Raw genomic sequence first — 13,585 nt, forward strand, 5'->3', positions numbered from 1 at the left:
TAATATATATTATCATCCCAACGCACGCGGATCGCGGTCGGTGCTGACCGAACTCCCCTTTCCTGATTATGTCTGAGATCGATCGCCTTCTCGCCATCATGGCGCGGCTGCGTGATCCGGAGCGCGGCTGCGAGTGGGATCGCGCGCAGGATTTCGCGTCCATCGCGCCGTACACGATCGAGGAAGCCTACGAGGTCCACGATGCCATCGAGCGTGCCGACATGGCAGACCTGTGCGGCGAACTCGGCGACCTGCTGTTCCAGGTGGTCTTCCACGCGCGCATGGCCGAGGAGGCCGGCCATTTCTCATTCGACGATGTCGCCCGGGCGATCTCGGACAAGATGGAGGCGCGCCATCCGCATATCTTCGGCACCGAAGGCGGGACGATGGACGGTGCCCGTTGGGAGGATCTGAAGGCCGCCGAGCGCGTGTCAGGTGGGGCTGACAGCGCAATGGACGGCGTCGCGCTCGCGCTTCCGGCCTTGATGCGCAGCGAGAAATTGCAAAAGCGCGCGGCGCGTGCCGGTTTCGACTGGCCCGACATTGTCGGCCCGTCCGACAAGCTGGTCGAGGAGCTTGGCGAACTCGCCGAGGCAAGCGAGGACGAGCGCCTGATGGAGGCGGGCGATGTGTTGTTCGTGGCTGTCAACATCGTGCGCAAATACGGCGTCGACGCCGAACAGGCGCTGCGGGCTTCCAATGCCAAGTTCGAGAAGCGCTTCCGGGCGATGGAGGCCCTTGCCGCACAGCACGGCGACGATTTCTCGACACTCCCGCTCGATGAGCAGGAAGCCTTGTGGCAGCGTGTGAAAGCCTCCGAAATTTAACTGGGAAGCGTCTCGAAACGCCCGAATTCCTTGTCGGTCAATCGCACGTCCAGACGCCGCATAGGACCATCCTCGCCCTCTCCGCCGTCCTCGTCATCGATAACTTCGCCGTGGGCATGGAGCCAGGCAATGCGTGCGCCGTCCGATGCGGGTAGCAGCAGGGAGTAGCGTTTTGCCCCGGCCGTCAGCACTTCACCAAGCCGTTCGCGCAAGGCATCGACGCCCTCGCCGGTGATTGCCGAGAGCGCCAGCACATCCTCGTCCATCCCTGCCAAAGGTTCGAGCTCTACACGGCGCTCTTCGCTCAGGGCATCCCACTTGTTCCATACCTCGATGACGGGGGCGTCCACCCCCTCCCCCGCCTCGTCGACCACACCCAGCTCCTCGAGCACGGCGAGTACCTCGCGCTTCTGCGCGGTGCTGTCGGGATTGGCCATGTCGCGCACGTGGAGCACGATGTCGGCCGCCGTCACCTCTTCCAGCGTGGCGCGGAAGGCGGCGACGAGTTGTGTCGGCAGGTCGGAAATGAAACCCACGGTGTCGGACAGGATGGCCTTTTCCACGCCCGGCAAGCCGATGGCGCGCATCGTCGGGTCGAGGGTGGCGAAGAGCAGGTCCTCGGCCATCACATCGGCCCCGGTCATCCGGTTGAACAGCGTCGATTTGCCGGCGTTGGTGTAGCCGACCAGGGCGATGACTGGCCAAGGCGCCCTTCCCCTCCGCTTCCGGTGCAGCTCGCGCGTCTTGCGCACCTGCTCCAGCTCGCGGCGCAGCTTGCCCATCCGGTCACGGATCATCCGGCGGTCGGCCTCGATCTGCGTCTCGCCCGGTCCGCCGAGGAAGCCGAAGCCGCCGCGCTGCCGCTCGAGGTGGGTCCAGCTGCGCACGAGCCGGCTTTGCTGGTAGTCGAGGTGCGCCAGTTCGACTTGCAACCTTCCTTCCGCGGTCGCGGCGCGTTCGCCGAAAATCTCGAGGATCAGCCCCGTGCGGTCGATGACCTTGCGGCCGATCTTTTCCTCCAGGTTGCGCTGCTGGATGCCCGAAAGCGCGCCATCGACGATGACCAGTTCGGCCTCGTGCAGTTCGCAATCGGTGGCAATGCGCTGGACCTGGCCCTCACCGAAGAGGGTGTTCGGGCGGACGTCGCGAACGTTGAGGACGTAGCTTTCCGCAACCACGATGCCGATAGCGAGCGCGAGCCCCCCCGCCTCCTCGAGCCGTGCCTCCGGATCCTGCGCCGAGCGTTGGCCGCGGACGTCCGGGCACACGACAAGGGCGCGCGCACCGCGCGTCACCTCGCCTTCGATGTCGTCATCCACGATCAGTCGTCGTCGCCCGGTTCGTCGTTGGCGGTCTCATCCCCGTCATCCTCGGCAAAGCCGTCGTCGGTGAGATCGACAGGGGTGGCGGGCTGGATCGTCGAAACGGCGTGCTTGTAGGCAAGCTGGACGTAGCCGTCGCGCTCCAGCAGCATGCAGAACAAGTCATAGGCGGCGATACGGCCCTGCAGCATGACGCCATTGACGAGGAACATCGTCACCTGCACCGCGGCATCGCGCACCCGGCTGAGGAAAATATCCTGCAATACGCGTTGCTTGGGATTGCCATTGAAGCCCGTGTCGAAGCTGTCGGCATCGACCGGGTTGGCGGGCATGATTGTGCTGATCGCATGCTTGTAGACAAGCTGCGACTGTCCATCGCGGCGCAATAGTATCGAGAAGTTGTCGAACCAGGTGACGATGCCCTGCAGCTTCACGCCCTTCACCAAGAACATGGTGACGGGCATTTTCTCGCGACGCAGGTAGTTGAGGAAGATATCCTGCAGATTACCCGTCTTCGGTCCGCTCGCGGAAGGCTTGCGGCCGGTCGCCGGGCGCATACCGGTGGGAGCAGGTGCTGCGGGCGCGGTGTCCTCTTCGCGTTTGGGCCGCGGTCGGGCCGAAAGGGTACCCTTGGTCATCATCGACTCCGTTATCTTTGGCCCGCCGGGTAATGGCAGGCGATCTGGCGCGCGGACTGTAAGGGCCGCGCGCCGAACACACCGATTGTGCACCTGCAACATGGCATCTGTGAGGACAAGTTTCGAGAGGGGCAAAAGTTTCCCGGCGAAAATACGTGCTTTCGGCCCTGCCGCGCGCCTATTCGTCCTCTTCCGACTTGCGATCGCTCATGCCCAGCAGCTTGAGCTTCCTGTGCAGTGCCGAGCGCTCCATCCCGATGAATCCCGCGGTCTTCGAGATGTTGCCGGAAAAGCGCCTGATCTGGATGCGCAGGTACTCGCGTTCGAAGCTTTCGCGCGCTTCGCGCAAGGGGACGCCCATGAGGTTCGTCAGCCCCGCCCCGGCATCGCTCGCCCCGCCGGTAATCTCCTGCGGCAGGAGGCCGGGGGTGATGGTGTCGAAGTGCTCGCGCGGGGCGAGGATCACGGTGCGCTCGATCACGTTGCGGAACTGGCGCACGTTGCCGGGCCAGTCGTAGGCCTGCAATGCGGCCATCGCCTCAGGCGAGATGGCAGGTGGGTTGAGACCCTGTTCGCGCGCGTATCGGGTCACGAAATGCTCGGCGAGCGCGGGCACGTCGTCGCGCCGCTCGGATAGCGCCGGCACTTCGATCGGCACCACGTTGAGGCGGTAGTAGAGGTCCTCGCGAAAGCGTCGTTCCTCGATCTCGGCGTTGAGGTCCTTGGCGGTCGACGAGACCACCCGCACGTCCACGCCCACCTGCCGCGCCCCGCCCACGCGCACGAAGCTCTGGTCGGTCAGCACGCGCAGGATGCGGGCCTGGGTGTTTTCCGGCATATCGGCCACCTCGTCGAGGTAGAGCGTGCCGCCGTCGGCGAGCTCCAGCAGGCCGGGGCGAACAAGCTTGCCGTCATCCTCCTCGCCGAACAGCTCCTGCTCGAAGCGTTCGGGGGTGATGCGCGCGGAATTGACAGTGACGAAGCTCTTGTCCGCACGCGGACTCCAGGCGTGGAGCAGGCGGGCGGCGACTTCCTTGCCCGATCCCGCGGGACCGCTGATCATCACCCGGCTACCCGTATTGGCGACGCGCTTCAGCGTGGCGCGAACCTGGTTGATGGCGCTGGAATTGCCGGTGAACTCGTCATGGTTCACCATGCCCTCGCGCAGCCGTTCGTTCTCGCGTCGCAAGCGTTCGGTCTCGGTCGCCCGTTCGACGAGATGGAGCAGCTTGGATGCCTCGAACGGCTTCTCGATGAAGTCCATCGCCCCGCGGCTGACGGCGGATACCGCGGTGTCGATGTTGCCGTGGCCGGAGAAGATCAGCACCGGAACGCCCGGCTCGCGCGCCTTGATGGCATCGAGCACCTCAAGCCCGTCGCGCGGGCTCCCGTGCAGCCAGACGTCGAGCAGGACGAGACTGGGCCGCCGCTCGTCGACCATTGCAATGGCCGTTTCGCTGTCGCCGGCGGTGCGGCATTCGTAGCCCTCGTCGCTGAGGACACCCGCGACAAGATCGCGAATATCGCGTTCGTCGTCGACCACGAGGATATCGAGTGCCATCGTTTACTCTCCTGAAGGGGTGCGTTCGGGGGCGCCGGGTTCGGCCAGCTTGGCAGGATCTCGGGCGAAGCGCAGGCGTGCACGGGTCCCACCGCCCGTCCCCGGGTTCGCGGCGAACTGCAGATCGCCGCCGTGTTCCTCGACGATCTTCTTGACGATGGCGAGGCCGAGGCCCGTGCCCTTTTCGCGCGTGGTGACGTAGGGCTCCATCACGTTGAGCCCGCCCTTGGGCATCCCGATGCCGTTGTCGGTCACATCGACCTGCACGAACCCGTCGTGGGCGGAAACCTCCACGCCGATGCGCGCGCGCCAGTCGGGCTCGGCACCGCGCAGCCGCGTTTCGACCGCCTCGGCGGCGTTCTTGAGCACGTTGGTCATGGCCTGCCCGAACTGGTGACGATCGCAGGCGATGGGCGGAATGTCGGGCGAAGCGGCGAAGGTATAGACGATCTCCGGATGCGCGACCTCCTGCAGAAACAGGGACTGGCGCACGAGGTCGACGGCGTCCTCCTGCCGGAACACGGGCTTGGGCAGGCGTGCGAAGCTGGAAAATTCGTCCACCATCTTCCTGAGATCGCCGACTTGGCGGATAATCGTGCCGGTGAGCTCGTCGAACAGTTCGGCATCGGTCTCGATCTGCTTGCCGTAGCGGCGCTTGAGGCGCTCCGTGGCGAGCTGGATGGGCGTAAGCGGGTTCTTGATTTCGTGGGCGATGCGCCGCGCCACGTCGGACCAGGCGGCCTGCCGCTGGTCGACCAGCTGGCGGGTGATGTCCTCGAAAGTAATCACATGGCCCTCGGCGGCAGGCGAGATCTGCACCGCCAGCGTCAGCAGCTCGCCGCCCTGGCTGTACTGGATGATCTCGCTGCGTTTGCTCTCGCGGATGAGCTGAGCGAACTGCGGCGCGACCTCGGCCAGGTCATGCCCGATCACGCCACCTGTCCCGTCTGCAAGCAACAGTTCCTGCGCCGAACCGTTGATCAGCGCGATGCGCCCCCCGGCATCCACCGAGACAATCCCCGCGGTGATCGACTCGAGCACCGCCTCGATGAAGGCGCGGCGTTCGGCGAGCTGGTGGTTGGCACCGAGCAGCTCGTCGGTCTGCCGCTCGATCTGCGCGGTCATGCGGTTGAAGGCGCGGTTGAGCAGGCCGATCTCGTCCTGCCGTGCCGTTCGGCCCGACACGCGCATGGCATAGTTGCCGCTGCCGATCTCTCCGGCGGCGGCGGCAAGCTCGGTCAATGGCTTGACCTGACGGTCCGCGAACCGGAGCGCCACCCACACCGCGATGGCGACGAGCGCGAGGCTGACGAGGAACAGCGCGACATTGAACTGCAATTGCAGCACGCGGGCGCCTTGCGTGAGGTCGGCGTACGAACTGGTGACCAGTTGCGCGCGCCGGTAAAGCTGCAGAACCTGCGGCTGGGGTTCTCGGGCGACATAGAGGAAAGCCTCGGCATCGCGGTCGAGTAGTGCCACGGCTTCAATGCGCGTCGCGGACGGGCGGACGATATATTGCTCACCCGCCAGAAGACGCTCTGCATCGCCTTCGAGCATCCGCACGCGCTCGGGATCGTTGCCTGGATCTACGATCGCAAGCGTTCCGACAGTACCGTCCTCGGATAACCTGAGGACGGCCGCCTCGCTCAATTCGCGCTGGTATGTCTGGTAGATGAAAAAGTCTTCGAACTCGGCACTGGTGATCGGAGAACCTTGCAAAAATCCCCGCAAGTCCATTGCCATTGTCACGGCGTTGTAGCCGACATTTCGCTGGCTCTCGTCGTAATATCCTTCCGCCAAGTCGTTGGCATTCTGCATCATTCCGCGCGAATCGTCGGAAAACCAGAACTCCACGCCCGACTGGAACAGGATCGAAGCGAAGACCGCCACGAACAGTGTCGGGATGGCGGCGATCAGCGAGAAGAAGAACACCAGGTTCACGTGCAGGCGCGCGCTGGTGCCGCCGGCGCGGCGGATGGCGGCGCGGCGTCCCGCCAGCACCACCATGCCGAGCGCGGGGATCAGCGTGCCCAGCAGCAGCGCTGCCGCCTGCTCCGACGGCATCAGCCCGTCGGTCCCGGCGCGCGCGGCGATGGTGAAATAGGCGGTGCCGAGCATCGCCACGAGCGTCACCGCGCACAGGATTTCCAGCCACAGGAACAGGTTCAGGCGCCGCGCGGCAACCTGCGTGCGTCGCCACAGGCGCGATCGCGTTGCTGCGGCAGGGTCCGCTTTCAGGAGGAGCGAGGTCGCCACGTTGCAAGCTTACAACAACGCTGTTGCCCTTTCGCAAGGACAATCTCTGGTAAGCGCACTTTGATGCGCGCTCGTTTGACAACGTCGACGGTCAATGAAATACAAGAGAGGCTATATTCGTGTGAAGGAAATCTGGCATGTCAAAAGGCTCCCCTCTTGCCGTCGCGTTTCTGCTCTCCACCGCGATCTTCCCCATGCAGTCAATGGCCTTGGCAAAGTCGGATGATCCTCCGCTACTCCCGGTGAATTCTGATGGCTCTTGTCCTCCGGGTTATATGCGCTTTACGAGCACTAATGGATTCGTCGTGTGCATGTCTGTCAACAATCCTCCGACGCCCTCAGATCCAGGCATGCCTAAGCCTGCCTGAAGGCGCTTAATTTTGCACGCAATGTGTTGCGGTTGATGCCAAGGATTTTTGCAGCTTTCAGCTGATTTCCTTGGGTTTTTTTCAACGCATGCTGCAGGATCAGCGGTTCGAGTGTTGATAGAGCTCCGTGATAAAGTTCGCCGTCGGAGAAACCCGCGGCCGCCAGCCATGCCTCGATAGTTGCCCCGATGTCGTCCGCCATCCCCTTGACAGGCGCATCGTCGAACAGGCCCGCCACCGTGGCGGTGTCGATAGTGTCTTCGCGCGCCAGCAGGGCCGCGCGATAGACGAGGTTCTTCAGCTCGCGCACGTTACCGCGCCACGGTTGCTGCGCCAGCAGCCGTTCGGCCTCGGCCGACAGTCGGCGCGCAGGCAACCCTTCCTGCGCCGCCAGTCCGAGGAAATGCCGCGCCAGAGGGCCCACGTCGCCGTCGCGATCGCGCAGGGGCGGCAGCTTTATGGGAACGACGTTGAGGCGGTAGAACAGGTCCTCGCGAAAGGTGCCTTCGGCGATCAGCGGCGCAAGATCCCTGTTGGTGGCGGCAACGATGCGCACGTCCACCGCGATCTCCTCGTTCCCGCCGACGCGGCGGATGCGGCCCGATTGCAGTGCGCGCAGCAGCCGGGTCTGCGCCTCTGCCGGCATGTCGCCGATCTCGTCGAGGAACAGCGTGCCGCCGTTGGCCTGTTCGAACTTGCCGATGCTCCGCGCCGTCGCGCCGGTGAAGGCGCCTTTTTCGTGGCCGAACAGCTCGCTCTCAATCAGCTCGCGCGGGATGGCCGCCGTATTCACGGCGACGAACGGCCCGGTCTTGCGCTTGCCGAGTTCGTGGATGGCTTCGGCCACCAGCTCCTTGCCCGTGCCGCTCTCGCCCAGCACCAGCACGGTGAGATCGTTGTGCAGCACGCGCGTGATCAGGCGATAGACGTCCTGCATCGCCTTGCTGCGGCCGATCAGCGGCAGGTCCTCGGGGGTTTCGCCCTGCGTCCCCTCCCCTTGCCCGGCCTCCGCCGCCTGCCGCGCGGCGCGCACCACTTCGTCGAGGTCGAAAGGCTTGGGGAAATATTCGAAGGCCCCGCGCTCGACCGCGCGTACCGCGGTATCGAGCGTGTTCTGCGCCGAGAGGATGATGACCGGCAGGTCGGGATAGGCTTCGCGCACCTTGCCCAGCGTCTCGATGCCGTCGCCGTCGGCCAGCATTACGTCGGTCAGCATGACGTCATGGCGTCCCGCCGCCAGGGCGGCATCGCGGCCCGCGACCGAATCCGTGGCCTCGACCACGAAGCCCTCGTCCTCCAGCCCCGCGGTCAGCACGGTGGCGATGGCGTTGTCGTCCTCGACCAGCAGGGCTTTCAGGCTCATCGTAAACTCCTCAGCGCGCCACGGGCAGATGCACGCGGAAATGCGTCCACCCGGCCTCGTCGTCGCGTTCGTGGCTGACCCGCCCGTCCATGTCGCGCACCAGTTTCTGCACCAGCGCGAGGCCGAGGCCTTGCCCGTTGGCCTTGCTGGAGACGAAGGGCTCGAAGATGTGGTCCGCTAAAGCGGGGTCGATGCCCGGCCCGTTGTCGCTCACCTGCACCTCGATCGGCAGCTTGACCGGCCGGCCCAGGCGCATGACGCGCATGGCAAGCCCGCTGGCAAACCGGGTGCGGATCGTCACCTGCGGCGCGGGCGAGGTCATGGCGGCATCGCGGGCGTTGGCGAGCAGGTTTACGAGGACCTGCACGAGCGCCCCCTCGCTCGCCAGCACGGGCGGCAGAGAGGGGTCGAACTCCTCGCGCCAGGCAAGCTCGGGCGCAGTCGTCAGTCGCACGGTCTGCATTGCCCGGTGGACGGCAGAGTGAAGGTTGAACGCGGCGACGGGATCAGGCCGCTCGCGTCCCAGCCGCTGCATCCGGTCGATAAGCTGCGCGATGCGATCGACCTCGTCCTGGATGAGGCCGGTCAGCTTGGCCTCGCCCTCCCCCAGCTTCCTGCCGAGCAGCTGCGCCGCGCCGCGGATGGCGGCGAGCGGGTTCTTGATCTCGTGCGCGAGCACGGCGGGGCCGCGCAGCGCCGGTCGCCGTTCCTGCTCCTCGAACCGCTCGCCCTGGCTCGCATCGGACAGCGTCAGCACCCGCCAGCCCGGATTGCCCGGCAGGGTGGAGACGGTAAGGTTGACGCGCAGGCGTTTGTCGCCGACCGCCATGTCCAGCCCGCGCGCGACCAGCTGCGCCTCCGGACTCTCCAGGCTCTCGCGAAAGCGGGGCTCGGCAAGCTGGAGGCAATCGAGCAGGCCGCGACCGACGAAGCGAGAGGCGCTGGCTCCCAGCAGGTCCTCGCCCGCCGGATTGACCTCGCGCACGGTCATGTCCGGACCGACCAGCAGCAGGGCGAAATTCAGTCCCGCGATCTGCTCGCGCGGGCCGGGAACGTCGGCTGAAACGCCCTCGCTCACGCAGCTTCGCGGGAAGGCGACATGGCGGGCGAGCGCGTCACGAACGGCTCGTAGAAGCGCTCCAGCTCGTCCAGCACCACTTTCGCATCGTCGATGAAGTTGACCTTGTTGCGGAAGTCGGCGCTGCCGTGGAGGCCCTTGGTGTACCAGCCCAGATGCTTGCGCGCGATCTTGACGCCGACGTCCTCGCCGTAGTGCGCCAGCATCCCGTGATAATGCTCGATCAGCGTATCGTACTGCTCGCCGAAGCTGGGGCCCTCGAGACTCTCGCCGGTGCACCACCAATGCATGACCTGGCCGAGCAACCACGGCTTGCCGTAGGCGCCGCGTCCGATCATCAGTCCGTCCGCGCCCGATTGCTCGAGCGCCGCAGCGGCATCGGCGATCGTGCAGATATCGCCGTTGACGATTATGGGGATGGACACCGCTTCCTTCACCTTGCGCACGAAGCGCCAGTCGGCGCTTCCCTTGTACATCTGGTTCCGGGTGCGGCCGTGAACGGTGACGAGCTGGACGCCCAGGTCCTGCGCTATGCGGGCGAGTTCGGGCGCATTCAGGCTGTCATGGTCCCAGCCCATGCGCATCTTGACTGTCACCGGCACCTTTACCGCCTGTACCGTCGCTTCCATCAGCTTGATGGCCAGCGGCACCTCGCGCATCAGCGCGCTGCCGGCGAACTGGCCCACGACCTTGCGCACCGGGCAGCCGAAGTTGATGTCGATGATGGCCGCCCCGTTTGCCTCCTGGATGCGCGCCGCCTCGGCCATCGAGGCCGGGTCGCAGCCGACGAGCTGCATGGAGACCGGCTCTTCGGTCGGATGCCACTCGGCCTTCTGGATGGACACGCGCGTCTCGCGGATGGCGGCCTCGCTGGCGATCATCTCGGTCACGTTGAGGCCGCTGCCGTATCGGCGTACCAGCGTGCGGAACGGCAGGTCGGTCACCCCCGTCATCGGCGCAAGCACGACCGGCTCGGCAATCGTCACGGGGCCGACGGCGATGGGCTTGAGGGCCGGAGGGGCGGGGATGGTCGTCATGCGGGGTGCCTAAAATATGGGCAGGCGCATAGTGGATTGCTTGGGTGCACTCAAGCGGCTAGCGCGCGGAGCCGATGGTGGACACCCCCCTCCCCTCCTTTGCCGCGATCATCGTGGCGGCCGGGCAAGGCCTGCGCGCCGGACAGCCGCTGCCCAAGCAGTTCGCCTCGTGGCGCGGCAAGCCGGTGGTGCGCCACTCCGCCGAGGTGCTGTCCCGTGCGAGCCAGCTCTTCGTCGCCATCCCCGAAGGTGCGGATGAGGTGGCGGGCGAGGCACTGGCAGGTTTGTCCGGCATCAAGCTCGTCACCGGCGGAGCGACGCGGCAGGACAGCGTGCGGTTGGCCTTGGAGACTTTGGAGAGCGACGCGCCCGAGCGCGTGCTGATTCACGATGCCGCCCGGCCCGACTTGCCTGCCGAGGTCATCGCCCGCCTGCTTTACGCGCTAGACGAGCATACCGGTGCCATTCCCGTACTACCGGTGGTGGACTCGATGGTCGTCGCGGAATACGGCCTGATGGCAGGCGATGCCGGGCGCGAGCGGTTACGCCGGGTGCAGACCCCGCAGGCTTTTCGCTACGCAGACATCCTCGCCGCCCATCGCGCGTGGACGGGTGAAGCCACAGCGGGCGACGATGCCCAGGTGCTGCGCGCCGCCGGGCACGACGTGGCACTGGTCGAGGGTGACGAGCGGCTCAAAAAGCTGACATTTGCGGAGGATTTCATGCACATCGCCCTTCCCTCCCTGCGCGTCGGCACAGGCTACGACGTCCACCGCCTCGCGCCCGGCGAGGAACTGTGGTTGTGCGGCCTCAGGATCGAGCACGACCAAGGCCTCGCCGGTCACTCCGATGCCGACGTCGGCCTGCACGCCGTGGTCGACGCCATCCTCGGCGCGTGCGCGCGCGGCGACATCGGGCAGCACTTCCCGCCAAGCGAGGCGCGCTGGAAGGGCGCGGCCTCCTCCGCCTTCGTCGAGCACGCCGTCGTGCTGGCCGCCGAGGATGGATGGCAGGTCGGCAACGTCGATCTAACGCTGATCTGCGAGGCACCGAAGATCGGCCCCCACCGCGAGGCAATGCGTGCGAAGCTGGCGGAACTGCTGGGGGTTGCCGTCGATTGCGTCAGCGTGAAGGCCACCACCACCGAGCGCCTCGGCTTCACCGGTCGCGGCGAAGGCATTGCCGCACAGGCCATTGCCATGCTGGTGCGCGGGTCATGAGCCTGCTGCCGGACGACATCGCCGCCCTTGCCCGGCGCGTGATCGAGGAAAACCGCGCCGCCGGGCGCACCGTGGCCCTTGCCGAAAGCTGCACCGGGGGACTCGTCGCAGCCGCTCTCACCGAGATTGCCGGAAGCTCCGCCGTGCTCGATCGCGGCTGGGTGACCTATTCGAACGCCGCCAAGCAGGCCGAATTGGGCGTTCCGGGCGACATCATCGATGCCTTCGGCGCCGTGTCGGTCGCGTGTGTGTTCGAGATGGCCCGCGGCGCTTTGGAACGCAGCGGGGCCGACGTGGCCGTGGCAATCAGCGGAATCGCCGGCCCCGACGGCGGCAGCGCGCTGAAGCCGGTGGGCACGGTGGTCTTCGGCAAGGCGGTGCGCGGCGAGGACGATCCCAGCGCCGACGAGCGACTGTTCGAGGGCGAGGACCGCGCCGGCGTACGCCGTCAGGCGACGCTCTGCGCGCTGGAACTGCTGCTGCCGTAAAGCTCTGCCGCGCGCGCCTCGAAGGCGCCCACCATCTTGCGGAAGGCGCGGTCGATGTACTGGCCCGCCAGCGTCTCGAACATGATGTTCTTGAAGGCGAAGTCGACGCAGAAATCGATGTCGCAGGCGTGTTCGCCCGGCACGTCCTTGAACGTCCAGTTGTTGTCGAGATCGCGCAGCGGCCCATCGACGTAGTGGACGTTGATGGTGCGCGGACGGTCCTTGATCACGCGGCTGGTGAACTTCTCGCGCAGCGCCTTGAAGCCGACCAGCATGTCGGCCGTCATCTCGGTATCGCTGTCGCGCTTCACCCGCGTGGCGATGACCCAAGGCAGGAATTCGGGATAGCGATCGACGTCGGCGACGAGGTCGAACATCTGCTCGGCGCTGTAGGGAAGGCGCCGCGTTTCCTGGATCTTAGGCATCAGGCCTTCGCCTTCGCCTTTGCCAGCTTCGCCTCGCGCGCGGCGCGCATCTGGGCGAAATCATCGCCTGCGTGATAGCTGGAGCGCGTCAGCGGGGTTGCGGCCACCTGCAGGAATCCCTTCGCACGCGCGATCGAGCTGAAGGCGTTGAACGCCTGCGGGGTAACGAAATCCTCGACCTTGGCGTGCTTCGGCGTCGGCTGGAGATATTGCCCCATGGTGATGAAATCGACATCGGCGCTGCGCATGTCGTCCATCACCTGGTGAACCTCCAAGCGCTGTTCGCCGAGGCCCAGCATGATGCCCGACTTGGTGAAGATCATCGGGTCGTGGCTTTTCACCTCTTCCAGCAGGCGGAGGGAGGCGTAGTATCGCGCGCCCGGCCGGATCGTCGGGTACAGCCTTGGTACCGTTTCGAGATTGTGGTTGTAAACGTCCGGCCCTGCCTCACAAATCGCCTCGACGGCGGGGCGCATCTTGTTGCGGAAGTCGGGCGTCAGGATTTCGATGGTCGTGTCCGGTGTCTCGCGGCGCAGCGCCCGGATCACCTTCACGAATTGGCTCGCCCCGCCGTCGGGCAGGTCGTCGCGGTCGACGCTGGTGATGACGATGTGTTCGAGCCCCATCTTGCCCGCCGCCACGGCGACATTCTCGGGCTCCATCGGGTCGACGAGACGCGGCATCCCCGTCTTGACGTTGCAAAAGGCGCAGGCGCGCGTGCACACGTCGCCCAGGATCATCACCGTGGCGTGCTTCTTCGTCCAGCACTCGCCGATGTTCGGGCAGGCCGCTTCCTCGCACACCGTATTGAGATTGAGGTCGCGCATCAGCTTGCGCGTCTCGTGATAGCCCTGGCTGGTCGGTGCCTTGACGCGGATCCAGTCGGGCTTGCGCTGGCGTGCCGGACGCTCTTCGGGCTGCGGTGGCGAGGAAAGATCGTTCATTTCGCGTGCCCACTTAGTGCCCCCCCTTGCCAGAGGCAATGCCGCGCGGCAGAGGCTT

The 13,585-nt window shown here is 65.9% G+C and carries 12 protein-coding genes; 3 read left to right on the plus strand and 9 right to left on the minus strand.

Annotated elements, in window-relative coordinates:
- Window positions 1-68: 68 nt before the first annotated feature.
- Window positions 69-827 carry a nucleoside triphosphate pyrophosphohydrolase gene (gene mazG / locus AAW00_RS03845; protein WP_047002964.1) on the plus strand — a complete coding sequence of 253 codons (759 nt, stop codon included), beginning with the start codon at window positions 69-71 and terminating at the stop codon, window positions 825-827.
- Here mazG and hflX read toward each other — a convergent pair.
- The 7 genes from hflX to dusB all read right to left on the minus strand — a co-directional run bounded on the left by hflX (window position 824) and on the right by dusB (window position 10,450).
- Window positions 824-2,146 carry a GTPase HflX gene (gene hflX, locus AAW00_RS03850; RefSeq protein ID WP_047002965.1) on the minus strand — a complete coding sequence of 441 codons (1,323 nt, stop codon included), beginning with the start codon at window positions 2,144-2,146 and terminating at the stop codon, window positions 824-826. The genes mazG and hflX overlap by 4 nt on opposite strands.
- 2 nt (window positions 2,147-2,148) lie before the next feature.
- Complete coding sequence (gene hfq, locus AAW00_RS03855; RefSeq protein WP_047003513.1) at window positions 2,149-2,787, minus strand: RNA chaperone Hfq; 639 nt, start codon at window positions 2,785-2,787, stop codon at window positions 2,149-2,151.
- A gap of 178 nt (window positions 2,788-2,965) precedes the next feature.
- Complete coding sequence (ntrX, locus tag AAW00_RS03860; protein WP_047002966.1) at window positions 2,966-4,348, minus strand: nitrogen assimilation response regulator NtrX; 1,383 nt, start codon at window positions 4,346-4,348, stop codon at window positions 2,966-2,968.
- A 3-nt stretch (window positions 4,349-4,351) separates the two neighbouring features.
- Window positions 4,352-6,604: a sensor histidine kinase gene (locus tag AAW00_RS03865; RefSeq protein ID WP_241461621.1), complete on the minus strand. Its 2,253-nt coding sequence runs from the start codon at window positions 6,602-6,604 to the stop codon at window positions 4,352-4,354.
- Between the two features lie 354 nt (window positions 6,605-6,958).
- Window positions 6,959-8,335 (minus strand): sigma-54-dependent Fis family transcriptional regulator, encoded by a 1,377-nt coding sequence (locus AAW00_RS03870; RefSeq protein ID WP_047002967.1) that lies wholly within the window; start codon window positions 8,333-8,335, stop codon window positions 6,959-6,961.
- 10 nt (window positions 8,336-8,345) lie between these two features.
- Window positions 8,346-9,413, minus strand: a complete 1,068-nt coding sequence (locus AAW00_RS03875; protein WP_047002968.1) for a two-component system sensor histidine kinase NtrB — start codon at window positions 9,411-9,413, stop codon at window positions 8,346-8,348.
- Window positions 9,410-10,450, minus strand: a complete 1,041-nt coding sequence (gene dusB / locus AAW00_RS03880) for a tRNA dihydrouridine synthase DusB (protein ID WP_047002969.1) — start codon at window positions 10,448-10,450, stop codon at window positions 9,410-9,412. Before dusB ends, AAW00_RS03875 begins: the two co-directional genes overlap by 4 nt.
- Window positions 10,451-10,524: 74 nt before the next feature.
- On the opposite strand from dusB, the gene AAW00_RS03885 reads away from it, so the two are divergent.
- Both AAW00_RS03885 and AAW00_RS03890 read left to right on the plus strand, forming a co-directional pair.
- On the plus strand, window positions 10,525-11,670 hold the full coding sequence (locus AAW00_RS03885) for a bifunctional 2-C-methyl-D-erythritol 4-phosphate cytidylyltransferase/2-C-methyl-D-erythritol 2,4-cyclodiphosphate synthase (protein ID WP_047002970.1): 1,146 nt from the start codon (window positions 10,525-10,527) through the stop codon (window positions 11,668-11,670).
- Window positions 11,667-12,158: a CinA family protein gene (locus AAW00_RS03890; RefSeq protein WP_047002971.1), complete on the plus strand. Its 492-nt coding sequence runs from the start codon at window positions 11,667-11,669 to the stop codon at window positions 12,156-12,158. Before AAW00_RS03885 ends, AAW00_RS03890 begins: the two co-directional genes overlap by 4 nt.
- Here the strand turns inward: AAW00_RS03890 and AAW00_RS03895 are convergent.
- Complete coding sequence (locus AAW00_RS03895) at window positions 12,119-12,583, minus strand: type II toxin-antitoxin system RatA family toxin (RefSeq protein ID WP_047002972.1); 465 nt, start codon at window positions 12,581-12,583, stop codon at window positions 12,119-12,121. The two genes, AAW00_RS03890 and AAW00_RS03895, sit on opposite strands and share 40 nt — an antisense overlap.
- Entirely contained in the window at window positions 12,583-13,527 is a 945-nt protein-coding gene (gene lipA / locus AAW00_RS03900) for a lipoyl synthase (protein ID WP_047002973.1), read from the minus strand. The genes AAW00_RS03895 and lipA overlap by 1 nt, the downstream gene beginning before the upstream one ends.
- Window positions 13,528-13,585: the final 58 nt, after the last annotated feature.

Origin of the sequence: Aurantiacibacter luteus (assembly GCF_001010945.1) — a bacterium.
GTDB classification, from domain to species: domain Bacteria; phylum Pseudomonadota; class Alphaproteobacteria; order Sphingomonadales; family Sphingomonadaceae; genus Alteraurantiacibacter; species Alteraurantiacibacter luteus.